This is a genomic window from Romboutsia sp. Marseille-P6047 (assembly GCF_900604535.1).
Lineage (GTDB): Bacteria > Bacillota > Clostridia > Peptostreptococcales > Peptostreptococcaceae > Romboutsia_E.
Window position 1 is genome coordinate 229594 of record NZ_UWOT01000001.1, and the last position, 26907, is coordinate 256500.

Consider the following 26907-nt stretch of genomic DNA (forward strand, 5'->3'; position numbering starts at 1 on the left):
CTACTCTATTTTCATATTTATATTTATAATATTAGGTTTCAAAATAATTTTATCATACAAGTCTACAGTACTTACTCCATCTATTTTATTTTTATAGTAATCAACATATTTGTAGTCATCATCTTCATATATAATACCTTTTAGTTCAATAAAGTTAGGTGTCTTATCTTCTTCATTTATAACATAGACGCCTTCTTTATTATCTACTGTCTTTATAGCACTTTTAGGTATTTTTAAACCTTCTATTTGCTTATATATTATATCAAATTCTTTTACTCTTGTATCATAAATTCCCATATTTTGATTATTTATTTTGAGTATTGCTATATAATTATCATTTTCTTTATTAATTTTATAAACTTTTGCATCTATCTCTTCATCATTATTACATAATACGATTGACTGATTTTCCTCAAAATAACTTACTTCATTTTCATCTATATAAGTTGCCACATATGCGTCATAATTATTTATAACTCTTGCTATTATATCTCCACTTTTTACTTCTTTAGAGTTAGTTTTTATCTCCTTATAGTTATCTACTTCTTTTTGAATATCAGATTTTGTTATACTATCTAAATTAGTGAAGGTATATTTTCCTTCATTTCCATCATATTTATATGATACTATTCCTGCTATACTTGATAGACATGTAAATACATTGTTGTTTTTTTGATTTTCTAAAATTTCTTTTTCATCTTCCTTAGCAGATAATTTAGCAGTGTCTATTCCATTATTTAATAATTTATTTTTGTCATTTACATAATTACTTAAGGTTTCTTTATACTCTTTAATATTACTATAATCTTCTTCTAGTAAATCATTTTGTATCTTGCTTACTATTAACTCTATATTTTCATTAAAGTTATTTATCTCATTTTTAGATATATTAATTTCTCCAGCTTTAATTTTATCTATTTCTTCATCTAAAGCATTTATTTTTTCATCAATATCACTGTCTACATTGTTATATATACTAGCAACTTCCTGAGACTTACTTACTCTTGATCCTTCATCCACTAATAAATTTAAAGTTCCATTGATATCTGATTTTAATAAATACTCATCTCTTACAATAATACATTTTCTACTTATTTTCATCTTGTTATCTTCATTTTCTAAAACCTGAGTTTGTATAGTCTTACTTGCTATAAATGATATTATATGAAATATTATGTAGATAAATATACCTAGTAAGAAAAAATTTGAGTATTTTATTTTCTTCAAGATTTCACCTCCTATATATAAGGAAACCTGTTATATTACTTCTCTACACTTATATAATTTCCTTTTATTTATGTATAAATTTCTTGTATAAATTTAATATTTTAAAATTTGTTATTTATAATATTTTTCTTTCAATTTTAAAAAAACTCCTTATTAGGAGCTTTTTGTTAATTTTTGAAAAAATGTATTGGAGCTGGTATCTTAACACCTCTTTTTATAAATAACTTAGACGAATATTTATTTGTTTCTATAACTGCCCCTAGTCCTAATAATCCATCAAATTCAACTATATAACCTACATCGCACCCTTGTGCAGATATTACTCTTACTGCCGTTGTTTTATTATTTATCATACCTATAGCTGCTTCATCAACTATCATAGCACTTATAGTCTCTGCGCTTGTATCTCCTTTTACTACTATCATATCTAATCCAACAGAGCATACAGCTGTCATAGCTTCTAATTTTTCTATATTTAATGCTCCTTTTGATACAGCTTTAATCATTCCTAAGTCTTCAGATACTGGTATAAATGCACCACTTAATCCTCCAACTCTTGAACAATCCATAACCCCACCTTTTTTAACAACATCATTTAATAAAGCTAAAGCAGCAGTAATTCCATGAGTTCCTACTACTTCAAGTCCATATCCTCTAATATACTTGCCACTGAGTCACCTACAGATGGTGTAGGTGCTAATGATAAATCTACTATTCCAAATGGTACACCTAAACTCTTAGAAGCTTCCATATCCAACTAATTGACCCATTCTAGTCACCTTAAAAGATTTATTATTATATAAAAATAGAAATAGCTCTTGAAAAAGTCAAAAGCTATTTCTATTAAGACTATAATAATATAGTTATTATATTCATACTGCCTTCATTAATAATTTTTTGAAGAGTTTTTTGTATCTTAACTCTTATTTCTTCTGGCATTGTATATAGTTTGCTTTGTAATTGTTCTTTTACTAAATCATTTAATGATTTTCCAAACATATTAGATTCCCAAATTTCACTTGGATTTTGTTCAAATTCATCTAATAAGTATTTAACCATTTCTTCACCTTGATTTTGATTTCCAACTATAGGAGACACTTCTGTAGATATATCTGCTTTTATTATATGAAGAGACGGTGCATTGGCTCTTAATTTTACTCCATATTGTTTTCCTTGCTTAATTATTTCAGGTTCCTCTAAACTTAGCTCGTCTAATGATGGGGCTACTACTCCATAGCCTTTAGTCTTAGCATCAATAAGAGCACTTTCTACTTTATCATATTCATTTTTTACTTTAGATAATCTAGTTATAAGGTTTAATAATTGATAATCTCCTTCAATTTTAAATCCACTTTTTTCTTCTAATATGTTATAGAATAATTCTGGTTTTGTAGTTAAATCTATTGTTATAACTCCTTCTCCAAGTTCAACATTATCAACCTCTGTGTCTTTTAAGAATTCTAATTCTGAAAATCCTTGTACTATTTTATCCACATCTCTAAGCTTTCCTATATCAGCTATACTTTCTTTTAATGCAAATATTATATTATTTTTAATCCAGTGATTCATCTCTAATCCTTCAACCCATTGAGGTAAATTAATTCTGATTTCAGTTAATGGGAAGTCATAAAGCACAGTCTCCATAACATCTTCTATATCATTTTCATCCATAGCAACAACATTTAAAGGTACTACAGGCACTCCATATTTTTCTTCTAATTCACTTCTTAGTAACTCTGTTTCATCACTAGTTGGATCTATAGTATTTAAAACAACTGCAAATGGCTTATTAAGTGCTTTTAATTCATTTATTACTCTTTCTTCAGGTTCAATATAGCTGCTTCTATCTATACCAGTTACAGAACCATCAGTTATGACTACTATACCTATTGTTGAGTGATCTCTTATAACCTTTTTAGTACCTAACTCCGCTGCTTTTTCAAATGTCATGGCTTCTTGTGACCATGGCGTAGATACTAATCTTTGTTTTCCATCTTCTTCATGGCCTAATGCACCATCAACTATGTAACCTACACAGTCAACCATTCTTACTTTTAAAGTAACATTGTCTTTTATTTTTATTTCAACCCCATCAGCTGGAACAAATTTTGGTTCTACTGTCATTATTGTTTTACCAGAACCACTTTGTGGTATCTCATCTTGTGTTCTCTCTCTCTTAAACTCATTTTCTATATTAGGTAACACAAGCTTCTCCATAAATTTTCTTATAAATGTAGACTTACCTGTTCTAACAGGACCTACTACACCTATATAAATGTCACCTTGAGTTCTCTTAGCTATGTCTTCGTATATGTTATTCATCAAATTCCCCTCCTGCATATAATTTCTTAATTAATTATATTTTTAGGATGATGCTAATATACCAAAATAAAAAATTAAATTAAACATAAAAGAAGCTAGGACTAAAATCCTAGCTTATCATCAACTATTTCTTCCATTTCGTGTTTTTTACTTCTCATCATTAAGTTAACTACAACTTCATTTGCATTTTTATTTTCATATAAAACAGAGTATATAGCACTTGTTATAGGCATATCTATATTCATCTTTTTAGAAACTTCATAAGCAACTTCTGTAGCTGTTATTCCTTCAACTACCATTTTTACTTCTTTTAAAGTTTCTTCTAAGCTTTTACCTTGTCCAATTAATATACCTGCTCTTCTATTTCTACTGTGCATGCTTGTACATGTAACAATTAAATCCCCTATACCAGAAAGACCTGAAAATGTACTTGTATCGGCTCCTAATGCTATACCAAGCCTTGCTATTTCTCTTATTCCTCTAGTCATAAGAGCAGCCTTAGTATTATCACCATAACCTAATCCATCACAAATACCTGCTCCAAAAGCTATTATATTTTTTAATGCTCCTCCAAGTTCAACTCCTATTATATCAGGATTTGTATAAACTCTAAGCTTAGGACTCATAAATATATCTTGTACTTCTTGAGCTATTTCTAAGTTTTCTGATGCAACAACAAGTGTTGTAGGTATATCTTTCGCAACTTCTTCTGCATGTGATGGACCAGATAAAGCTACGTAAGGATTTCCTGGTAACTCTTCTTCACATACTTGTGACAATCTAAGTCCAGTCCCTTTTTCTAATCCTTTTGCCACATCTACTAGTATTTGATCTTTGTTTACAAATGGTTTTATTTGTTTGCAAACACTTCTAATAGCTTGAGATGGTACTGCTAAAACTATTAATTTACTACCTTCCACTGCTTGTTCTATATTTGTAGTTAATGTTATGTTATTTGGAAATAACACACCTGGTAAATAATCTATATTTTCTTTTGTTTTATTTATCTTATCTGCTTGTTCTTGGTTTAAAGTCCACATAGTTACATTGTAACCTTTTTTAGCAAGACCTAATGCTAATGCACTTCCCCAGCTTCCAGCTCCTAATACAGTTAACTTTTCCATAAAACACCACCTATGACAAACTTTTTATTATTTTTTTGCACCAATTTTTCTTTCAGTACCACTTACTAATCTCTGTATATTTGCTCTATGAGTATATATTACAGATGCTGTTAAGAATAAAGTAACAAATATTCCTTTTTTATTATTAGTAGCTATCATAAATAAAGGGGATGCTGCTATACCAATTATTGAACCTAATGATACATATTTAGTTATTGCTACTACTATTAGAAATATTCCAAAGCAACTCAATGCTATAACTGGATTCATTCCTATCATAGCTCCTAAAGATGTTGCAACACCTTTTCCACCTTTGAATTTTAAGAACACTGGCCAGTTATGACCTGCTACAACTGCCACAACTGCAAGGTATGCAGATGTAACTTCATCGCATCCTGTAAACCTTGCTATTACTCTTGCTATTAATACAGCTACTAAGCCTTTTAATAAATCTCCCGCAAAAGTCATTGCACCAGCTTTTTTTCCAAGCGTTCTTAGCACATTTGTAGATCCTGGATTTCCAGAACCTTGAGTTCTTATATCAACATTAAACATTTTTCTTGCTATTATAGTCGATGTTGATATATTACCTAAAAGATAAGCAATTATAATTAAAATAATATAGCTAATCATATTTACCCCCTGGCAAAATTATTATCCTCTGTTCTTCTCTCTATATTCAAATCTAACAGAAGTTCCTTCAAATCCAAAGTTTTCTCTTATCTTATTTTCAAGATATCTTTGGTATGAGAAGTGAGTAAGTTCTTTGTCATTTATAAATAATGTAAATTTAGGTGGTTTTACATCTGTTTGAGAAGCGTAGTAAATTTTTAATCTCTTACCTTTGTCTGATGGTGGTTGATTTAACATTACTGCTTCACCTATAACATCATTTAACGCTGATGTTGATATTCTCTTAGCATGTTCACTTGCTACATATTGTACTGTTTCTAAAATTTTGTTCATTCTTTGATTAGTTTTTGCAGAAACAAATAATACCGGTGCATACATCATGAATGGGAATTTTTCTTTTATTTCTTTAGTGTAATTTCCTAATGTTTTATTGTCTTTTTCTATTAAATCCCACTTATTAACTACGAATATACAAGCTCTTCCTTCATCATGAGCTATACCTGCAACTTTTGTATCTTGTTCTGTTATACCTTCTTGTGCATCTATTACTATTAAAACTACATCAGCTCTTTCTACAGCACTCATAGATCTTAATACACTGTATTTTTCTACTGTTTCGTATACTTTGCTTTTTCTTCTAATACCTGCTGTATCTATAAGAAGGAATTCTTGTCCATCTCTTTCAAGATATGTATCTACTGCATCTCTAGTAGTACCTGCAATTGGACTTACTATAACTCTATCTTCACCTAATATTTTATTAAGTATTGAACTCTTACCTGCATTTGGTTTACCAGTTATAGCTACTCTTATTATATCTTCGCTATACTCAGTATTTAATCCTTTAGGGAAATTCTCAACAACCTCATCTAATAAGTCACCAAGTCCCATTCCATTTGCACTTGATATTGCATGTAAGTTTCCAAGTCCTAATTCATAGAAATCATACACATTATCAAATTGCTTTTGACTGTCTATTTTATTTACAACTAATATTACTGGCTTCTTAGTTTTTCTAAGCATAGTAGCTACTTCTTTATCAGCAGCTGTTATTCCTGACTTTCCATCAACTACAAAAAGTATAACGTGAGCCATATCCATAGCAAGCATAGCTTGATTTCTCATTTGAGATAATATTACATCTCCGTTATCTGGTTCTATACCTCCTGTATCAATTAATGTAAAGTATGTTCCTAACCATTCTACCTCTGTGAATATTCTATCTCTTGTTACTCCTGGAGTATCTTCAACTATAGATATTCTTTTTCCTGCTAATTTATTGAACAGTGTAGATTTACCAACATTTGGTCTACCAACAACTGCAACTATCGGTCTATTATCCATTATATTCTCCTTCCTATTTTAAAATCTTATCTACAAAGTCTATTCCTTGATTTTCACACGGAACTACTTCGATATTCATCATTTTTTGTATTTCTTCTAAAGTTATATTATCTAAAAATATTTCTTCATCAGCTTTTAACATAGCTCTAGGTATATAAAGTGTTTCTCCTAAATCTATATCTTTTAATTGATCCATTATATCAGTTGCAGTTATAAGACCTGAAACTGTTATAGTGTCTCCAAAGAAGTTGTTTATTATTTTATAGACATTTATTTCTACATTATTAAACTTCTTCATTATTAAATCTGCCATATCTTTTATAAACGCATAAGCAGAGTGTCCTGTTGCTATAGATACTTTTTTAGTTCTAGTTATTTTATCTAATGGTAAAGTTTCTAAGTAATCTTGAATTTCTCTTTCTAACTTACTTATCATTCCTACACCATTTTCAAATTGTATAAATCCTTCATATTCATCGTATTTTAATAATTCTCTATTGGCAATTATATAAAACTCATCTGATAAAAATGCAAATCTAGTTCCTAGTTTTTCCAAATACATCTTTTGTAATTCATTTATTTGGTCAATAGTATCTCCTGCTGTTTTTTCATTAAATATCTCTAAGTTTGGAAGATGACTTCTATGCTTAGTTATACCTACTGGAACTATTGCTGCGCTATTTACATATGGATATAAATTTGATAGATCAGATATAGTTCTAGTTAATTCTTCTTTATCATTATATCCTGGACATAAAACTATTTGGCAATTCATTTGTATTCCAGCTTCAGCTAACCTTTGCATTATTCCATACAGCTTTCCTGCAAATTTATTCTTTATCATAGTACGCCTTAACTCTGGGTTAGTAGTATGTACAGAAATATTTATAGGACTTATTCTGTATCTAATTATATTATTTATATCTTCTTCACTCATATTAGTAAGAGTTACAAAGTTACCTTGTAAGAAAGAAAGTCTTGAATCATCATCTTTAAAATAAAGAGTTTCTCTCATTCCCTTTGGAAGCTGATCTATAAAGCAAAATACACATTTATTTCTACAGCTCTTTGCTTTATCTATTATTGGATTTGTAAATTCAATTCCTAAATCATCATCATACTCTTTTTCTATTTCATATACATAAATTTGACCATTGATCTTTTGTATTTCTAATTCTATGTATTCATCACTCATTAAAAATTTATATTCTATTATATCATGGATTTCTTGTTCATTAATACTTATAAGTAAATCTCCCACTTCTATGCCTATTTCTTCAGCTATACTTCCTTTGTATACTTTACTTATAACATTATTACTTTTTTTTACGTTTACTTCCATCTCGTAATCACCACTCTTCTTTATAAATACATCATTTTATATTACCATATGTTAATTTAAATAGTCAATAAAATACAATTTTCGCTATATACATAACATACCAAATATAGGTTTATAATGTTTGACAAAAAAAGGTACCTAAGGTACCTTTAAGCTTAATGTTTAACTATTATTAATGTTCCTTTTGCTATTTGGTGAACCATACCTGATACACATTTAGCCATTAACATTGCCTTATTCTGTAAATCCTTATCATCATCTGCATAAAATATAGGGCATCCTCCAACTGGATTCATATTTTTATCTGTTGTTATAACAGCTAGGGTAAATTCATTTAATCCTACATTATCTCCCATTCTTATGCACTTCCTTTCTTATCTGTTTTATAATTTCTAAGTCCTAAGTACTTCCCTTTTGATGAAGAGAGAATAGGACAAGATTTTACTGCTTCTATTACTTTATCTTCATTTTTTTCCATAGGTATATAAGCCATTAATATACTTTCATTATTTGGATTTCTTCTTGGTAATGGGACAAAAGCAGGCTCATTGTTTTCTCTATAAACTCCGAGTCTAGAATAAAGATTGTAAGCTATAGCTTGTCTTTGTCCTAAGTCATAAATTATAGCTGCGTTAGTATAACTATTATCTTTTGGTTTAATTTCTATACCTATTCCTCTAGACAAAAATCTTTCTCTATCTTTTTCTAAACCTACATTTGTTATTCCTTTTAGATCTCCAATTTGCATAATTACATCATCCACAAATTGTATTTTGACTATAGATACATCTGCAACGTCACCTATACTCTTTCTTCTTGATATTTTCTTTAATAAAAATGCTAGCATTAAACCTAATACACTACTTATAATAAGTGTTATATCTTTGTTAGTATTAAATTCTGATATAATTACATAATAAAAGCCAACAGTAAAAAAGGAAGTTATTATACACATGTAATTTCTAACTTCATAAGTTCTAGCTATCTCTTCTATAAAAGAATTACCCCTTTTTATTAGCTGTGAATCTTCTAAATTTTGAAGTGTGTTTCTTCTATTCTCTCTTACTTGTCTAAACTGCTCAGCTGCTAGTGATAAAAATGTTATAGAAGTATATGAACGATCTATTAAAGCAGGAACTAATAGTGCTCCTAAAGAAGATGCTACGAAAGCTAACACTAATTGTGAAACTAACATATTAGGTTGTGTTGGGTATTGTCTTTGATCTAAGTTTAGCATTATAAGTCTACTTATTATACCTATTGCTAAGCCCGTAAAAAAAACTCTATCCATATAATCACCCCTTACTTAAAATTATTTATTTTTATATGCACTTTGTTTTCCTTTAGATGTACCTATAATTGGTGTACTTTTAATTACTTGTATTAGTACATCTTGATTTTGTAAAATCGGAATATATGGTATTACAACTGTCATTTTCTCTAAATTACTTTTAGATATCGCAAGTATATCTACTTCATCAACATCTTTATCAATTCCCATATGAATATATATATTATGTAGTATTGCTTGTCTTTGACCTAAGTCATTTATTATTCCAAAATCACCAATACTTTTAGGTATTATTTCTACTGCCATGCCTTTATTTATATATCTATCTCTACTGCTTTGTAATCCTATATTTGTTATGTGTACATCATTAACAAATAAATCAGCATCTTTAAAATTTATCTTTGCAGGTACTACATCAGCTACGTCACCTATACTATTTCTTCTTAGAGATGCTCTAAATATAAGTGCTACTATAATTCCACCAATTAGAGCACCTATTGTACATATCAACATTCCAAATTTATATCTTCTAGCTAAATAAATATATACTGTTGATGCTACTAATGCTGAAAATAAACTTATATAACTTCTCGTTTCATAAGTTGATGCAATTTCTTCTACATAAGATCCACCTTTTTGCACAATTTCATCGTCATCTAGGTTTTCAAGGGTTATTCTCTCTTGCTGTGCCAATCCTTGAAATTGTTGTATTCCTACTGCAAAAAATGTTAATGCTGAAAACTCTTTATCTATAAGAGCTGGTAGTGCTATGGCTCCAAGAGATGCTGCAAGACCTGCAACTATTATTTGTTCTATATAATCAAGTGGTCTTGTTGGATATTGCTTATCTGTTACTCTTAAAACAAACCCTCTACACAAAGTACCGATTATTAAAGCAATTATAAATGCATGTCTAAATAGATCATCATTTATTAAACTGTCTTTCATACACCATCCTCCTAACTAATTTTTCATTAAAATATCATAAGATTAGTTTGTACAAAAACAAAAAAAAATTTCCTATTTATCTAGGAAATTTTTTTAGGTATAGTTACTATAAATTCACTACCTTTATTTAGTTCACTTTTAACTTCAATTTTACCATGTAAAGATTTAATTATATGTTTAGTTATAGCAAGACCTAAACCAGTCCCCCCTACATCTCTACTTCTAGCTTTATCTACTCTATAAAATCTTTCAAAAATTCTTTGTATATCATCTTTAGGTATTCCAATACCATTATCTATTACATTTATAAATATATCCTCATCATTAGAAGATACAATAACTTTTACTTCTCCATGGTCCGGTGTATATTTTATTGCATTTTCTGTTAAATTTAAGAAAACCTGTTTTATGTAATCCCTATTTGACTCTACACATAATGACTCATCTTCAAATTCATATTTAAATTCTATATCCTTACTTTTTGCAATAAAACTAAGCATCTCTTTTACTTCATTAAATGTATTATATAGATTTATTTTTTCTAAAACTCTACTTTCTGTATTTTCTATAGATGATAAAAGTAATATATCATCTATTAACCTTTTTAGTCTATCAGATTCACTTTCTATTATTCCTAAAAATCTACTTCTTGTACTTGGATCTATGTTTTCGTTCAATTTTAAGGTTTCTACAAATCCACTTATAGATGTTAAAGGGGTTTTTAACTCATGAGTTACGTTTGCTACAAAATCACTTCTCATATTCTCAAGTTTAACTTTTTCAGTGATATCCTCTATATTTATAATAGATCCAATTATAACGTTAACTGTATTTTGAAGATAAACAGGATCAACTTTTATCTTATACACAGTTTCATCGTCCATAATGATTTTAGTAGTTTCATTTGTATTAGATCCTCTAAATTTAGATATTACTTTTAATATTTTTTCTTCTTTTATAGCATAAGCAATATTTTTACCTTCTACAATTTGATTTGAGTCTGATTTAATTATTTTCTTAGCTTCATCATTTATTAATAGTATATTTCCATTTATATCTATCGCTAAAATTCCATGAGATATACTTTTTAATATAGACTTTAATTGAAGATGTTTATATTCTACTTCCTCAATTGTATCACTCATATTCTCAATCATAGAGTTAAAATTATTTGTTAACTCTCCAAGTTCACCTTTTGCAGAAATATTCAACCTAGCATGAAGCTCTTTATTACTTACTTTTTTAGAAACAAAGGTAAATCTTTCTAGGTATCTTTTTATAGTTATTGCATATCTAAGAGATATTATAGTAATTATTACAGAAACTAACATTACAAAAAAATATATATTCTCTATTTGATTCATATTTATTCTCCTAAAGGATATAAAGCTTAATCTATTTTATATCCTACACCTCTTATAGTTTCTATATATTTTTCATTATTATCTTCTATTTTTTTTCTTAAATATCTTATATGAACATCTACAGTTCTAGTTTCTCCATAGTACTCATATCCCCAAATTTTATCTAAAAGATAGTTCCTTGATAAAACTTTTCCTTTATTTTGAAGTAACAATCTTAATAACTCAAATTCTTTTAATGTAAGATCTATCTTTTGATTACCTATACAAACCTCATGCTTTGATAGGTCCACTTTAATATCCTTATGCGTTAATATATCATTTTCAGTTTTTGAATTTATATTATATCTTCTTAATACCGATACAATTCTAGCTAATAATTCTTTAATACCAAAGGGCTTTGTTATATAGTCATCTGCACCTACTTCTAGTCCTTCTACCTTATCACCTTCCATATTTTTAGCTGTCAACATTATTACTGGTATACTTTGTAAATCCTTATCTGACCTAATCTTTTTCAGAACATCTATACCACTTATATTTGGAAGCATCCAGTCTAAAAGAATTAAATCTGGTTTAACTTCCTTTGCTTTTATAAAACCATCAAAACCATCATATGAACAGTGAACCTCATAGTTTGCTGTTTCTAAATTGAACTTTAGTAGCTCTACTATATGCATTTCATCATCTATAACAAGAATTTTAGTATTCATAAGAATTATTCTCCTCTCTATTTTATCTGCATAATTAATCCAATTCTTTTGTTTGTCTTATCATGAATCCTATAAGAATGGAATTTATCGCTATTACAGCTAGTACATATTCCTAAGTTAATAATATTTTCTCCCTTAACTCCAGCAGATTTTAAAATATATTCATTAACTTTCCATAAGTCTAAATAGTACTTGTCTTCCTTTATTATATAGAATTTTTCAGTGCAGTTTGTAAGAATTGTGTTAAATTTTCCGATTAATTCTTCTGATACCTCATAACAGCAAGATCCAATAGATGGACCTATAACGCAAATTAAATCTTTCGTATTTGTATTATATTGTTTTTTCATAAGTTCTATTGTGTTTTTAGCTATTTGAGAGTAAGTACCTCTCCATCCTGCATGAACAGCTCCTATAACCTTATTTTTTTTATCTATTATTGCTATAGGAACACAGTCTGCAGTAAATACAAGAAGAGGAACGTTTTTTAAGTTTGTTATTAATGCATCCCCTTCATTTTTACAACCAATATTATTCTCATCAACAATATTTACTATATCAGAATGAATTTGTATATTACTTGTTAAGTTATCTAAATTAAATTGTTCTTTAGTAAATGTATTTATTAAATCATTCTTACTTTTCGAATCAATATTTTTAGTAGTAATTGCTAGGTTAACAAAATCAATTTCATCTTTAATTTTTTTTACTTCTATGTAATTTTCCATTTTAGTCTTCCTTCTCGATTAGTATATTTTTCAATTCATTAACAAAAGTATTTATATCTTTAAATTGTCTATATACCGATGCAAATCTAACATAAGATACTTCATCTACATCTTTTAATTTTTCCATTACCATTTCACCAATTGCTTTGGCATCAACTTCGCTTGAAAAATTTTTATTAACTTCATTTTCTATAAAAAATACAATTTCATCTATTTGTTCAATAGACACAGGTCTTTTTTCACATGCTTTTAGTATTCCATGCTTTATTTTTTCACCACTAAAGTATTCTCTTGTATTATCTTTTTTTATAACCATTATCGGTGTTGTTTCTATTTTTTCATAAGTTGTAAATCTACTTTTGCAAGATTCACATTCTCTTCTTCTTCTAATTGATTTACTATCTGTATGTCTTGAATCTACAACTTTTGATTCCTTATAATTGCAATATGGACACTGCATATTATTCCTCCTTAGTTTTTAAGCCTATTATTGCCTTATATCTTGTCTATATTAAACTCATCTAAATTAATATCTGATCCTAAATTTACTATTATTGTATCACAACCAACTTTTAATATATCACTAAAGAATACAACTTCTTCTTCACTTCCTCTTGAAAAGAAGTTTCTTGAATCTCCTAATATACTAAATGATACTACCTTACCTTCATTAATGTCTAGGTCTATATCTGTTATAAACCCCATTTTCTTTCCATTTTTAATATTAATAACCTCTTTGTCCATTATATCAGATACTCTCATCATATTATAATCTCCCTCCCATAAAAAATAAATATTTAGTTAAAAAAAAGAGCATTGTCAAAGTATTTAATTCACTTAATATGTACTTCCTTATATTAATATGCTATGTGAATTAAGCCTTAGACATGCTCTTTAAATTTTTTTATATATATTTTCTCATGTTTTTAAGTGCGTTTTTCTCTATTCTTGATACTTGTGCTTGAGATATTCCTATCTCATCTGCTACTTCAATTTGTGTTCTCCCTTTATAAAATCTTAGGTCCAATACTAATTTTTCTCTACTGTTTAGCTTTTTAATAGCTTCTTTTAAGGCTATTTCTTGTAGCCAATTTTCATCTGTATCTTTCTTGTCCTGAACTTGATCCATAACAAAGATGGCATCTCCGTTGTCTTGATATACTGGGTCAAATAGTGATATTGGATCTTGTATTGCATCTAAAGCCATTACTACTGATTCAACTTCTAATCCTAGCTCTTTTGCTATTTCTGACACTGTAGGTTCTTTTGCATTTGATCTAACTAGTCTCTCTCTAACTTGTAATGCCTTATATGCAATATCTTTTAATGACCTACTTACTCTTATTGGATTATTGTCCCTTAAATATCTTCTTATTTCACCTATAATCATAGGGACTGCATAAGTTGAAAATCTTACATTTTGACTTAAGTCAAAGTTGTCAATAGCTTTTATAAGTCCTATACATCCTATCTGAAATAAATCGTCTATATTTTCCCCTCTGTTATTGAACTTTTGTATGACACTTAAAACTAATCTTAAATTTCCTCTCACAAATTGTTGTCTAGCTTCTTCATCTCCATTTTTTATTTTAACAAGAAGCTCTGTCATTTGATTATTCTTAAGAACTGGAAGTTCAGATGTATTAACACCACAGATTTCAACTTTATTAATTTGCATAATTTTCAGTCCTCTCTTAAAAGTTTGTTATATATGAAATTATTTACACATGTATTATTTTTATACTTTTAAGCAGAAATTATTTGACTTATACAAATTTTTTCATTTCTTTTTTTAACCTTGATATTATCTTCTTTTCTAATCTAGATATATAGGATTGAGATATTCCAAGCATTCCAGCTACTTCCTTTTGAGTTCTTTCATCACCCTTATTAGTTAAACCAAATCTTAATTCCATAATTTGCTTTTCTCTATCTGAAAGCCTATCTAATGCCATAATCAATAAATCTTTATCAATTTCTTCTTCAATAATTTTATATATCTCATCATTTTCTGTTCCTAATACATCAGAAAGTAAAAGTTCATTTCCATCTAAATCTACATTAAGTGGCTCATCAAAAGATACCTCTACCTTCTTCTTATTGTTCTTTCTTAAATACATTAATATCTCATTTTCTATACATCTAGAAGCATATGTTGCAAGCTTAATGTTTTTATTGAGTTTAAAAGTATTAACTGCTTTTATAAGTCCTATTGTTCCTATTGATATTAAATCCTCAACATCTATACCTGTATTTTCAAACTTTCTAGATATGTATACAACTAGTCTTAAGTTTCTTTCAATAAGTGTTGTTTTTACACTTTCATCTTTTTCTAGTTTTTGTAATAGTTCATTTTCTTCTTCTGGTTTAAGTGGTGGTGGTAAAACATTAACTCCACCCATGTAATATACACTATCTGATTTTATGATTCCTAATTTTATACCTACATTTAAAATTATACCTCTAAACTTTGCCCTAAATTTTACTAATAAAGACTTCATTGGTCTCTTCCCCCTTTAGTATATTAAGTTTATTTTGACTATGATAAAATACTTGGATTCAATATTGCACTATATTCATCATCCTTAAAATTTGATACTCCAATAATTACATTGCCAATTTTTTTTTCATCTATTTCTAAGTAGTCTGCCTTAAATCCTAAAATCATATTAGCTTGACTACTACCAGCATGTTTATAAGGAATTAATCTTACTCTAGCAGATAGATCATCATCTAAGTCATTAATAATTTCATCAACTTTCATTACATTAATATCCTCATAATCATAATCAAGATCCTTATCTGGTAATAAGGATTTTAGAACTTTAGACTTAACTATAACTACATCGCTTTTACTTATTGGATCTTTTAAAAAGTTTCCACTATCTAATAAAGCTTCACATTCACATTTACAACCTAGTAAACTTATTTTTATTGTTTTGTTAAATTCTTTTATATGCTTAAGCGTTTTTATATCTATATATATGTATTGAAGAAGCTTACAGCTAAAATATGCACATGCTATTAAGAAAGATATTTTCACATGACTAATTCCTGTAAAGTAAATCAAAAAATAAGTACTTCCTGAGATAAATATATTTACTATATAAAATGTAATAAGAATTCTTATATATTCATGTTTGTTGTTAAATTTAAATGATATCAATGTAATTATTAAAATAAATATAAACTTACATGGTATAGTGAATAAAACTTTTAACGATGGTAGAACATAAGCAACTGAGTATATAGCACCTAAACTTGAACCTAAAATTTTTTGAATTCTACTATTTAAATTTTTTGTTAGAATAGAAGTACAACTTATAATAATATAATTTATTAGTAGGTTTTCTATAATATAAGAATCAATATACATTACATGCTCCTCCTCTATATAAACCTTTAGTTCATTATACTTCACTCATTTAGAAATTTCTGTCAGTTTTAACAGTCGAAGTAAACTCTTAAAATATATAAAATCATTCATAACTCACCCCATTACTATTTATTTTTCTATGTATACAGTATCAATAGTCTTTATAGGTAGAATAAACCTGTAGAATAATTTATATATTAGTATAAAATAGTTATAAAATACTTATTATTTTTGTTCTAATAAAATAAATTTTATTATTATTAAGTATCATTTTACCTTTTATTTGCATAAAAAAGAGATGACTTAAGTCATCTCATACTTTTATAGATTAAATTATCTTCTTCTTCTTAAAAAAGTTGGGATTATCATATCATCATCTTCTTCAACTTTTTTAGGCTCTTCTTTAACTGTAACTACTTCCTTAACTGGTTCAGCTTGAACTTGTTGAACTTCTACTTTTTTTACTTCAGGTTCAACTGGCTTAGTAGTAAACTTACTTATAGTATCATTTATTCTCATATCTTGAAGCTGATTACTTTCAAAACCTGTTGCTATAACAGTTATACTTATTTCATCTCCTAAGTCTTCTCTTATAGATGCCCCAAATATAATGTTAGCTTCTGGATCACATGATTCTTGAACTAATGTAGATGCTTCATTTATTTCAAATAAACCTAAGTTAGAACCACCAGTTATGTTAAGTAGTACTCCTTTAGCACCCTTTATAGAAGTTTCTAATAATGGTGATTGTATTGCTTCTCTAGCAGCTTCAACAGCTCTATTTTCTCCTACTGCTCTACCCATACCCATATGAGCTAGACCTTGTTCTTTCATTATAGAAGTAACATCGGCAAAGTCTAAGTTTATTAAACCTGGCACTGCTATAAGATCTGAAATAGATTGTATACCTTGCTTTAATACATTATCAGCTATAGAGAATGCTTCTAGCATAGAAGTATTCTTTTGTACTAATTGTAATAACTTATCATTTGGTATAGTTATTAATGTATCTACGTTAGCTTTTAAATCCTCTATACCTCTTTCAGCGTTCTTCATTCTTATTTTGCCTTCAAATACGAAAGGCTTTGTAACAACACCTACTGTAAGTATCCCCATTTCCTTAGCTAATTGAGCAACTAATGGAGCTGCTCCTGTACCTGTTCCACCACCCATACCGGCAGTAACAAATACCATATCCGCACCTTCAAGTAGTTTTACAATTTCATCTTTACTCTCTTCTGCTGCTTTTTTCCCAATTTCAGGGTTTGCCCCTGCTCCAAGCCCTCTAGTAAGCTTATCTCCTATTTGAACTTTATATTCAGCTTTAGATGTATATAAAGCTTGCTTATCAGTATTAATTGCTATGAACTCAACACCTTTAAGTTGTGCTTCTACCATTCGATTGACTGCGTTATTTCCGCCGCCACCTACACCTATTACCTTAATCTGCGCAAAATTATCTGATTCTACGTCAAAGTTTAGCATTTATAAACCTCCTTATTTTACGATTCAAAGTAAATCTATGTAATAATTATATCATTTAATCTACAAAATTTGTTAACATTTCACTAACTTATTCCATAAAAATACTTATTTTCCTCTTTTTTTATTACTTAACCTTAATATAACATGTCTTCTTATTATAGATAAATTGTCGAATAATCTCGAACCAAATACTAATATTGCAACATAGTAAATTGGTATCCCCAGTCTATCACCTATATAAGTTAAAAATATAGCTAATAATGAATTTCCAATAAAACCTGTTATAAATATAATATTATCATATTTACCTTCAAAAGTTGACTTTACTGCACCAAAGATTGAATCTAGCGTTGCAAGTATTGCCACCGACATATAAAGGGAGTAATCCATAGGATAAGTAAATGGAATATAATAACCAATAAATACTCCTAGTGCTAGTCCTCCTAGTATCCATAACATAAATACTCACCTTCTTTATTTTACTTTGAAATAGTTCTTTTTTTCAAGCTTTTTATACTTTTATTTGTTTTTTTCGTAAAAATTTACTACTAAATAATCTTTTTCCTCTACATTTATATAAATCCCATATACTTCCTTCAGTAAACTTGCATATGACTCTGGAGAATTTATACTTGCCTTTAAGGAATCTATATCTCCTACAGCTTTTATTATAAATGGTTGTCCATATGTTGTTTCATTTACTGTAATTGTTGCACCTGAACATTTTATTTTACTTGTTGGTAGAACTCTTTCATCATTTATAGATATCCCTTTTGCCCCTGCTTTTCTTAGGTCATTTATAACTCTCAATATATCTATATCATGAATAAGTAAGTCATTTGGGTTTTCACCACTAGATAACTCTCTTTCGCTGTCCTTCATAGTAATAATTATTCCATTTCCTTTAACATCTGAATATCCACTTATTTCTTTTAAATATTTTAGTTCATCATTCATCAATTCTTCTACTGATTTATTTTCATCCTCATCAACATGCTCATATACTTTTAGGCTTTGTTCATACTTATCTTTTTTTTCTTTTAAATTTTCAATTTCAAGCTTAATATCATTTATTTCCTCTTCAATTTCCCTTTTTTGTTTCAATGTTATATATACATTGTTTGAATTCATAGACTTTATGTAAGTAGAAATAAATATCCCTATCATAAAAGCAATTAATATTATTAGCATCTTTTTTGTTTGTAGTTTATACTTATTAATTTTCATCGTCTTCAATTAACTCGCTATTATCTTCCAAATATTTTCTTTCTGATGATGCTTCTATTTTTAGATCTTCACTTTTTTCTACAGTAACTTTAGCATTATAATATTTTTCTATTTCCCAGACAATACCATATTTAATTTGAAGGGCTGATGCTAATGTGTCTGAATTTCCTATTGCTTTTATTATAAATGGCTCTTTTATAATACTATCATTTAAGTATAGTTTATCTTCCTTTAAATGTATATACGAATCATGCACTATTCGTTGATTATTCATTGATATAGCATTTGCTTGAGCAGAATTTAATTTATTTATAAGAGATAATAATATGTCATAATTATAAGATATATTATTTGAAGAATTATCATTTAAATTATTATTTGTAGATTTAATAGTTACCTTAATTCCTTCCCCTTTTACATCAGTGTATCCTGCTAACTCTTCATATTTTTTAATTTCTGATTTTATACTATCATCATTACTACCATCTTCATCACTTTTATAGCTATCTATGCTATTTTGTATTTCATATATTTCTTCTTGTAAATCAGCTTCTTCTTTTTTTAATGATTTTAATTCTTGAGCTAATTGTTCTCCTTTTTTGAGGGTTGTCATTCCATTATTTTCTATATTTATGCTTCTTAATTGTAAACTTATAAAAATTCCTAATATAGTAGTGACTATAATTAAACTTTTATAAGGTATTTTTTTGTGCAAATTAATCACTCCTCATTGCTGCTTATTAACTAGGTTTATATACTGCGTAATTGCTATAAGTTAAATCTACAATACCACTTTTTATATTTTTACTTTGTAAATCTACAAGTATTTTGCTAGTTCTAGATATATTATAATCTAAGTTATCATCATTTATTATTAAAAATTTAGGTCCAATATTTACTATAATATTTACATTAGAACCTGTGTATTCAATTTCTGATATTTCATTTTCTAAATGCTCTTCTTTTAATAATGCTATTAAATTTAAAACGCTTTTTTTAACTTTATCATTTTCAAATTTAACAGTCCCATTATTTAAAGTATACTTCACATTAAATACTATTTTATCATTATTTTCATCTAAATTATCAATTTTTTCAATTAAGTTTCCACTATTATCTATATAACAAAAATCTGTTCCATTTGATAATAGTGCTATAACTTCTTTTTCTTTTATTGTTATTACTATTTTGTTTGGAAGTTTACGCTTAACCTCTACATCATCTACATAAGGATTTGATTGTATCTCTTTTTTTATATCTTTTAATTTGTAACTAAATATATTTTTTTTAGTGATTAATTTTTCTTCATTTATTACCTCATCTTTTTTTAATACGCTATTGCCTACTATTTCAACTTTAGTCAAATTAAATAAATCGCTTTTTAATAAGGTTACTAATCCTATAGAAAACATAAAAACACATAGTAAAATAATCATCACTCTATCTGTTCTTATTTTTCTTTTTTGCTTCTTCAAATCTTCACCTCCTATAAAAAAGTAGCATATTATAAAATACAACCTTATTATCATATTTCCCTACATAATAAACTATACTTTCGAAAGCAATTTCAATCTTATTTTTACAATAAATAAGATTGTCCTATTTTAAACTACTTTTTATTCTATTATATATTAAAAGGCTCTATTTCGAGCCTTTATATTTTCCTAATATCTGCACCTAGATCTCTAAGTACTTTTTCTATATTTTCATAACCACGTTCTATATGGTATATATTATCTATTTCACTTTCGCCATTAGCTGCTAATGCCGCAATAATAAGACTTGCTCCACCTCTTAAATCTGTAGACTTAACTTTGTTTCCATAAAGTTGATTTACACCTCTTACCTTACATATATTAGCATTTACTAAAGTTATATCTGCTCCCATTTTTTTAAGTTCGCTACAATGCATAAATCTATTCTCAAATATAGTTTCAAAAAATACCGTAATACCATCAGATAATGTCATCAAAGCCATCATTTGAGACTGCATATCTGTTGGAAAACCTGGATGAGGTGATGTTTTTATTAAGTCTACAGCTTTTATAACTTTTGGTGCAACCATAATTAGTCCACTTTTTGTATATTCTATTTCACAACCCGCACCCCTTAATACGTTACTTATAGGCTCCATATGCGCTTTTATAGCATTTTCAACCTCTAATCTACCACCCGTTATAGCACTAGCAACCATATATGTTCCTATAGCTATTCTGTCGGGTATTACACTATATTCTACTCTACCTAAATTTTTTACGCCTTCAATTTCAATATAGTCAGTTCCCGCACCACTAACTTTAGCTCCCATAGCGTTTAAAAAATTCTGTAGGTCTTCTATCTCAGGTTCTTTAGCCGGATTGTATATTTTAGTTGTACCAGTAGCTCTTGCTGCTGCTAGCATGGCATTTTCAGTTGCTCCTACACTTCTTTTTTCAAAATTAATTATATTTCCTTTTAGGCATTCTCTATAGCAACTAATAACTCCATTACTTTCTTCTATATTAACATTAAGAGCCCTTAATGCCTTTAAATGTAAGTCTATTGGTCTTTGACCGATTGCACAACCTCCTGGATGACTTATTTCTATATGTTCAAGTCTTCCTATCATAGCACCCATAATAATTATTGATGACCTCATTTTTCTTACATATTCTTCATTAATTTTATGGAAATTTATATTTGAACTATCTATAATTAAGGTGTCTTCACTATATTCAATCTTGCATCCTATACTTTCTAGTATTTTTATCATAACAAGCACATCAGCTATAAAAGGTACATTATGAATAATGCTAACATTTTCATTTAGTATTGATGCTGCCATTATAGGTAATATAGCATTTTTTGCTCCCCTAATTTTTAGAGTTCCTTCTATTTTATTGCCTCCATTTATTATATACCTAGACAAAGTTAACCCCCCTAGCAGTAGATTTAAATAAAATGCCTATATTTAAAGTCTATGTACTAGAGGGGTTATATGTTACTTTTTCTTTATTCCTATTACTTTGTGCTCAGATTTTGAATCATCGCTAGTTTTATTTTCTTCCTTTGATTCCTTTGCTTCTTCATTTTTTTCTATTTTTTCTTCTTTAGAAACTTTAGATTTATTTCCTTTATTATAAATCTTCATAATCTCATCGTAAATTAAATCTATAGCTTCTGGCTTGCCTATTTCTTTACTTGCATTTGCCATATCTATTAAAAGTTCTCTATCACCTAATAGTTTAAATACTGCACTGTTTAAACTTTTTGGAGTTAAATTCTTTTCTAGTATAGCGATTCCTGCACCTTTTGACTCTATACTCTTTGCATTATACTCTTGGTGGTTTTCTGCAGTATATGCCTTTGGTATTATTATAGAAGGCTTTCCTAAAGCTGTTATTTCAGCTAATGATATAGCCCCTGCACTACCTATGACTAAATCACTGGCAGCTAATGCATTTGCCATATCTTCTAAATATGGAACAACTTTTTGATATGGCTTAAGGTCTAAGTTTTCTATACTCTTTGCAAAATCTTCATAATAATACTTACCAGTTGCAAATATAAATGCTATATCTTCTTTAACCATATTTTCTATTACAAACTTCATTGCTTCATTTATTTCTTCTGATCCTCCACTACCCCCGTAGCAAAGTACCATCTTTTTCTCTTCACTTATACCAATATTTTTTCTTGCTATATTTTTTCTTGCAACTAATATTTCTTTTCTTACTGGGTTTCCTGTAAGAACTAATTTATCTCTACTAGCTTCAGGGAATCTTTGATGAGAATCTTCAAAACTAGTTAAAACAGTTGTTACAACTTTTGAAAGTATTTTATTAGTAACTCCAGGGAAAGAGTTTTGTTCGTGAACTACTGTTGGAACCTTCTTTAAGGCCGCATTAAATAGTACTGGACCACTAACATATCCTCCCGTACCAATTACAACATCTGGTTTAAATTGTTTAACAATTTTTCTAGATTGCTCTAATCCCTTAAATAATTTAAATACTCTTTTTACGTTATCAAAATCTATTTTTCTTTTAAAACCTTGTACTGTTACTGTTTTTAATTCATACCCATATTTAGGAACTATTTCTGATTCTATTCCTTTTTCTGTACCAACAAATAAAATTTCTGCTTCAGGGTGTGCCTCTTTTATTCTGTTGGCAATAGCGATTGCTGGATATACGTGTCCTCCAGTACCTCCGCCTGATAATAAAATTTTCATTGAATCATCTCCTGTTAGTTAATTTTGACATGCTTTGAGATGTTTAACACTATACCTACAGCCCCCATAAGTATGGTTAATGATGTTCCTCCCATGCTTATAAAAGGTAATGCTACTCCTGTGGCTGGCATAGATGATGTGGCAACAGCTATATTTAAAGCTGCTTGTATTCCTATTTGAGCTCCTATTCCTATAACAACCATAGAAGAAAATATATCTGGACATTTTAATGCTATTCTTATACATCTATATACTAATATTACAAATAACATCATCACTACTATACATCCTACAAGGCCTAATTCTTCACCTATTATAGCAAATATAAAGTCATTTTGTGGTTCTGGTATGTAAAAATATTTTTGCTTACTTTTACCAAGTCCAAGTCCAAATAAACCTCCAGAACCAATGGCATATAAACTTTGGATTACTTGATACCCTGATCCTAGTGGGTCTTGGAATGGATCTAGGAATGATAATACACGTTTTAATCTATACGGAGCTGAGAGTACTAATCCTGCAAATGCAGCTATTCCTAGTGCTATCATAGTATATACAAATTTCATATTCATTCCTGCTACAAATAACATTACAAATGTAACTAATATTATAGTACCTGCTGTTGACATATTGGGTTGACCCATTATAAGTATAAAGAAAGTACCTGGAACTATAAGAAGTGGTAAAACACCTTTTGTCAAAGATTTTATATTGTCATATTTTTTTTCAATTAATTTTGCAGTTATTAATATACTGGCAAACTTAGCAATCTCTGCTGGTTGTATAGTTGCTCCACCTACACCTAACCATCTTTTTGCTCCGTTTGCTTCTATACCTAAAGGTGTTAAAACTAATACTAATAAAACTACTGCTAATATACCTATTTTAGTAGCATTCTTCTTCCAAAATGTATACTCTATCCTTGATGTTATCATCATTCCTATAAAACCTAAGACAGCGTATATTACATTTCTTTTTAAAAAATAAAAGGCATCCTGGTGTTTAAATGCAGCTTGAATATAGCTAGCACTAAACACCATTACTATGCCTATAAATACTAATGTCATAGTAGTATAAAATACTACTGGATCAAATTCAGTCTTCATTCCTTTTTTGATTTGTTTTTTTAAACCTGATTCTTTAGGCTTCAAACCTTCTTTAGGCATTTAAGACTTACCTCCCTTTGCATTTGTGTGGCGTTAAGAGGCTATTTTAAATTGTTTACATTATCCTTGAAGTCTTTTCCTCTTACTTCAAAATTACTGTACATATCCCAACTTGCACAAGCTGGTGAAAGTAAAACTACATCACCACTTTGAGCAATATCATAAGATTTTTCTACAGCTTCTTTCATATTTTTTACATTATATATTTTTTCAAATCCTTTTTCTTTTGCACATATTTCTATCTTAGGAGCTGTTTCTCCTAAAAGAACTAATGCAACAACATTACTCTTTGCAGCTTCAAGTAGTTCATCAAAACTACTTCCTTTGTCTTTACCTCCGGCAATTAAAACTATATTTTTTTTATAAGATTTAATCGCTTTTATAGTGGAGTCAGGATTCGTTCCTTTTGAGTCGTTTACAAATATTATGTCGTTTAATTCTCTTACAAACTCTTGTCTATGCTCTACAGATTTAAAGTTTTTTAATACATCTTTTATAATACTTAAATCTATATTGCTAACATAAGTTATTCCTATTGCTGCCATACAGTTCTCAAGGTTATGTTCACCTGGCAAACTTAATTCGTCAGCATTCATAAGTACTATTTTTTTGTCTATATCTATAATTATATTATTATTTTCATCTAGATATATTCCTTTATTTAATTTTTCTTTTCTAGAGAAAAAAATAACCTTAGAGTTACATTTTTGTGATAAATCTCTAACTATAGTATCGTCATAATTTAAAATTGTAAAATCTTCTTCTTTTTGATTTTCAAAAATTCTAGATTTTGCAGCTATATAATTTTCCATAGTATGGTGTCTATTCATATGATCTTCAGTAACATTTAAAAATGCACTTACCTTTGGTCTAAACTCATCAATACTCTCTAATTGGAAACTACTTAATTCAGTTACTAAGATTGAATCTTCATTAGTTGAATCTACTGTATCTATTACAGGATTACCTATATTACCAACTATATAAGTATCTTTGTTAGACGTTTTAAATATTTTTCCTACTATACTAGTTGTTGTAGTTTTACCATTCGTTCCTGTTATACCTATAAATGTAGGATTATTTTTAGATAATCTGTATGCTAGTTCTACCTCACCAATTATCTTTATATTATTATTTTTAAGTTTACATATAAAAGGTAAATCTAGGGGAACTCCTGGAGACACTATAGCCATATCTATATCATCAACATTTTCTGGATGATACCCTAATATATATTCAACATTTTTTATATCTTTTAATTGTGCTAATATTTCTTCTAATTGTGCTTTTTCTTTTATGTCATTTACAATCGTTTTAGCTCCTAGTTTATCTAAATATTTTATTGTAGATACTCCAGTTTTCGCTAAACCTACTAGTAAAACTTTTTTATTTTTAAGTTCCACTTTATTTCCCTCCAAAATTAGAATACTGCTACTACTCCTATCCAAGCTAGAACTATAGTAACTATCCAGAATGTGAATACAACCTTTGTTTCTGGCCATCCACATTGTTCAAAGTGATGATGTATTGGAGCCATTTTAAATATTCTCTTTTTAGTTAATTTGTAATATCCAACTTGAAGCATAACAGATAAAGCTTCTGCAAAATATATACCTCCAACTAAAACAAATACAAGCATAGAATTTGTTAAAATAGCAAAAGCAGTAACTGCACCACCTAATGCCATAGAGCCTGTATCTCCCATAAATATTTTTGCAGGATATGCATTAAATCCTAAGAACCCTATACAAGCACCTACTGTTGCTGCAGCAAGAACTGCTACATCTGTATTTGATATTGAAGCTGCAAATATCATAAAGAATCCTGCAACTATTACTGTTACACCTGATGCTAATCCATCTAAACCATCAGTTAAGTTAACTGCATTTACTATACCAACTATCATAAATGTCATTATTGGTATGTATAATGGACCTAAGTTTATTACAGCATCTGTAAAAGGTATTATAAGTTGTGTCGCACTTGGTGATGAACTGTATTGGTAGTAAGAAACATATAAAGCTAGTGCAAATTGCATAACTATTTTTTGCCATGGCTTTAATCCTAATGATCTTTTCATTTTAATTATTATAAAGTCATCTACAAACCCTACAAATCCAAATCCTACTACACATAAAAGCCCTATTACCATATCTGAGCTAATATTACTTCTTGTAAGTCCTGTTATAAGTATAGCTATTATTATAAGAACGCCTCCCATTGTAGGTGTTCCATTTTTTTGTAAATGTGTTTTTGGTCCATCATCTCTAACTGTTTGCCCAAATTTAAATCTAGTTAACATCGGTATAAATATTGGTCCTAATATAATTACTATTAGAAATGAAATCATTGCTGTATAAGTAAGTTCCTTTATTCCTAACATAATATAACTCCTCTCCCTGTCATT

At 28.5% G+C, this 26907-nt stretch carries 27 protein-coding genes and 1 pseudogene; all 28 read right to left on the reverse strand.

Annotated features, from left to right (window positions below):
- The 28 genes and pseudogenes from EIH23_RS01135 to mraY all read right to left on the reverse strand — a co-directional run bounded on the left by EIH23_RS01135 (position 1) and on the right by mraY (position 26886).
- Positions 1-1227, reverse strand: a complete 1227-nt coding sequence (locus EIH23_RS01135; protein ID WP_122638368.1) for an HlyD family efflux transporter periplasmic adaptor subunit — start codon at positions 1225-1227, stop codon at positions 1-3.
- Between the two features lie 167 nt (positions 1228-1394).
- Positions 1395-2015: pseudogene (locus EIH23_RS01140) on the reverse strand (DUF711 family protein); the annotation flags it as partial.
- A 61-nt stretch (positions 2016-2076) separates the two neighbouring features.
- On the reverse strand, positions 2077-3552 hold the full coding sequence (gene spoIVA, locus EIH23_RS01145) for a stage IV sporulation protein A (protein WP_122638369.1): 1476 nt from the start codon (positions 3550-3552) through the stop codon (positions 2077-2079).
- A 98-nt stretch (positions 3553-3650) separates the two neighbouring features.
- The gene (locus EIH23_RS01150; RefSeq protein ID WP_122638370.1) at positions 3651-4673 is read right to left on the reverse strand and encodes an NAD(P)H-dependent glycerol-3-phosphate dehydrogenase; all 1023 of its coding nucleotides are present in this window, start codon (positions 4671-4673) and stop codon (positions 3651-3653) included.
- A gap of 27 nt (positions 4674-4700) precedes the next feature.
- Complete coding sequence (plsY, locus tag EIH23_RS01155; protein ID WP_122638371.1) at positions 4701-5306, reverse strand: glycerol-3-phosphate 1-O-acyltransferase PlsY; 606 nt, start codon at positions 5304-5306, stop codon at positions 4701-4703.
- A 21-nt stretch (positions 5307-5327) separates the two neighbouring features.
- Positions 5328-6650 (reverse strand): ribosome biogenesis GTPase Der, encoded by a 1323-nt coding sequence (gene der, locus EIH23_RS01160; RefSeq protein WP_164488939.1) that lies wholly within the window; start codon positions 6648-6650, stop codon positions 5328-5330.
- A gap of 13 nt (positions 6651-6663) precedes the next feature.
- A complete protein-coding gene (locus EIH23_RS01165; RefSeq protein ID WP_122638373.1) occupies positions 6664-7992 on the reverse strand; it encodes a DUF512 domain-containing protein in 1329 nt (442 codons plus the stop codon).
- Positions 7993-8147: 155 nt separating this feature from the next.
- Positions 8148-8348, reverse strand: coding sequence for a capping complex subunit for YIEGIA (locus tag EIH23_RS01170; RefSeq protein ID WP_122638374.1), 201 nt, complete (start codon positions 8346-8348; stop codon positions 8148-8150).
- A gap of 2 nt (positions 8349-8350) precedes the next feature.
- Positions 8351-9283 (reverse strand): YIEGIA family protein, encoded by a 933-nt coding sequence (locus EIH23_RS01175; RefSeq protein ID WP_122638375.1) that lies wholly within the window; start codon positions 9281-9283, stop codon positions 8351-8353.
- 21 nt (positions 9284-9304) lie between these two features.
- Positions 9305-10231, reverse strand: a complete 927-nt coding sequence (locus EIH23_RS01180) for a YIEGIA domain-containing protein (RefSeq protein WP_122638376.1) — start codon at positions 10229-10231, stop codon at positions 9305-9307.
- 80 nt (positions 10232-10311) lie between these two features.
- Complete coding sequence (locus EIH23_RS01185) at positions 10312-11595, reverse strand: sensor histidine kinase (protein ID WP_122638377.1); 1284 nt, start codon at positions 11593-11595, stop codon at positions 10312-10314.
- 26 nt (positions 11596-11621) lie between these two features.
- Complete coding sequence (locus EIH23_RS01190; RefSeq protein ID WP_122638378.1) at positions 11622-12305, reverse strand: winged helix-turn-helix domain-containing protein; 684 nt, start codon at positions 12303-12305, stop codon at positions 11622-11624.
- A 17-nt stretch (positions 12306-12322) separates the two neighbouring features.
- Positions 12323-13033 carry a peptidoglycan editing factor PgeF gene (pgeF, locus tag EIH23_RS01195; RefSeq protein ID WP_122638379.1) on the reverse strand — a complete coding sequence of 237 codons (711 nt, stop codon included), beginning with the start codon at positions 13031-13033 and terminating at the stop codon, positions 12323-12325.
- A gap of 1 nt (position 13034) precedes the next feature.
- Entirely contained in the window at positions 13035-13493 is a 459-nt protein-coding gene (gene nrdR, locus EIH23_RS01200; protein ID WP_122638380.1) for a transcriptional regulator NrdR, read from the reverse strand.
- A 35-nt stretch (positions 13494-13528) separates the two neighbouring features.
- The gene (locus tag EIH23_RS01205) at positions 13529-13798 is read right to left on the reverse strand and encodes a YlmC/YmxH family sporulation protein (RefSeq protein ID WP_122638381.1); all 270 of its coding nucleotides are present in this window, start codon (positions 13796-13798) and stop codon (positions 13529-13531) included.
- A gap of 139 nt (positions 13799-13937) precedes the next feature.
- Positions 13938-14711: an RNA polymerase sporulation sigma factor SigG gene (gene sigG, locus EIH23_RS01210; protein WP_122638382.1), complete on the reverse strand. Its 774-nt coding sequence runs from the start codon at positions 14709-14711 to the stop codon at positions 13938-13940.
- 88 nt (positions 14712-14799) lie between these two features.
- Positions 14800-15534 carry an RNA polymerase sporulation sigma factor SigE gene (gene sigE, locus EIH23_RS01215; RefSeq protein WP_122638383.1) on the reverse strand — a complete coding sequence of 245 codons (735 nt, stop codon included), beginning with the start codon at positions 15532-15534 and terminating at the stop codon, positions 14800-14802.
- 38 nt (positions 15535-15572) lie between these two features.
- A complete protein-coding gene (locus EIH23_RS01220) occupies positions 15573-16409 on the reverse strand; it encodes a sigma-E processing peptidase SpoIIGA (protein ID WP_122638384.1) in 837 nt (278 codons plus the stop codon).
- Between the two features lie 333 nt (positions 16410-16742).
- Positions 16743-17894 carry a cell division protein FtsZ gene (gene ftsZ / locus EIH23_RS01225; RefSeq protein WP_122638385.1) on the reverse strand — a complete coding sequence of 384 codons (1152 nt, stop codon included), beginning with the start codon at positions 17892-17894 and terminating at the stop codon, positions 16743-16745.
- Between the two features lie 105 nt (positions 17895-17999).
- Positions 18000-18353 carry a small basic family protein gene (locus EIH23_RS01230; RefSeq protein WP_122638386.1) on the reverse strand — a complete coding sequence of 118 codons (354 nt, stop codon included), beginning with the start codon at positions 18351-18353 and terminating at the stop codon, positions 18000-18002.
- 60 nt (positions 18354-18413) lie between these two features.
- Positions 18414-19121 (reverse strand): DUF881 domain-containing protein, encoded by a 708-nt coding sequence (locus tag EIH23_RS01235; protein ID WP_122638387.1) that lies wholly within the window; start codon positions 19119-19121, stop codon positions 18414-18416.
- Positions 19111-19836, reverse strand: coding sequence for a DUF881 domain-containing protein (locus EIH23_RS01240; RefSeq protein ID WP_243113289.1), 726 nt, complete (start codon positions 19834-19836; stop codon positions 19111-19113). Before EIH23_RS01240 ends, EIH23_RS01235 begins: the two co-directional genes overlap by 11 nt.
- Positions 19837-19861: 25 nt before the next feature.
- On the reverse strand, positions 19862-20596 hold the full coding sequence (locus tag EIH23_RS01245) for a cell division protein FtsQ/DivIB (RefSeq protein WP_164488940.1): 735 nt from the start codon (positions 20594-20596) through the stop codon (positions 19862-19864).
- A 179-nt stretch (positions 20597-20775) separates the two neighbouring features.
- Positions 20776-22029, reverse strand: coding sequence for a UDP-N-acetylglucosamine 1-carboxyvinyltransferase (gene murA / locus EIH23_RS01250; RefSeq protein ID WP_122638389.1), 1254 nt, complete (start codon positions 22027-22029; stop codon positions 20776-20778).
- Between the two features lie 72 nt (positions 22030-22101).
- Positions 22102-23334: an undecaprenyldiphospho-muramoylpentapeptide beta-N-acetylglucosaminyltransferase gene (gene murG, locus EIH23_RS01255; protein ID WP_122638390.1), complete on the reverse strand. Its 1233-nt coding sequence runs from the start codon at positions 23332-23334 to the stop codon at positions 22102-22104.
- Between the two features lie 14 nt (positions 23335-23348).
- Positions 23349-24500 carry a stage V sporulation protein E gene (gene spoVE / locus EIH23_RS01260; protein ID WP_122638391.1) on the reverse strand — a complete coding sequence of 384 codons (1152 nt, stop codon included), beginning with the start codon at positions 24498-24500 and terminating at the stop codon, positions 23349-23351.
- A gap of 41 nt (positions 24501-24541) precedes the next feature.
- On the reverse strand, positions 24542-25903 hold the full coding sequence (gene murD, locus EIH23_RS01265; protein WP_122638392.1) for a UDP-N-acetylmuramoyl-L-alanine--D-glutamate ligase: 1362 nt from the start codon (positions 25901-25903) through the stop codon (positions 24542-24544).
- A 17-nt stretch (positions 25904-25920) separates the two neighbouring features.
- Complete coding sequence (gene mraY, locus EIH23_RS01270) at positions 25921-26886, reverse strand: phospho-N-acetylmuramoyl-pentapeptide-transferase (protein WP_122638393.1); 966 nt, start codon at positions 26884-26886, stop codon at positions 25921-25923.
- Positions 26887-26907 lie beyond the last annotated feature (21 nt).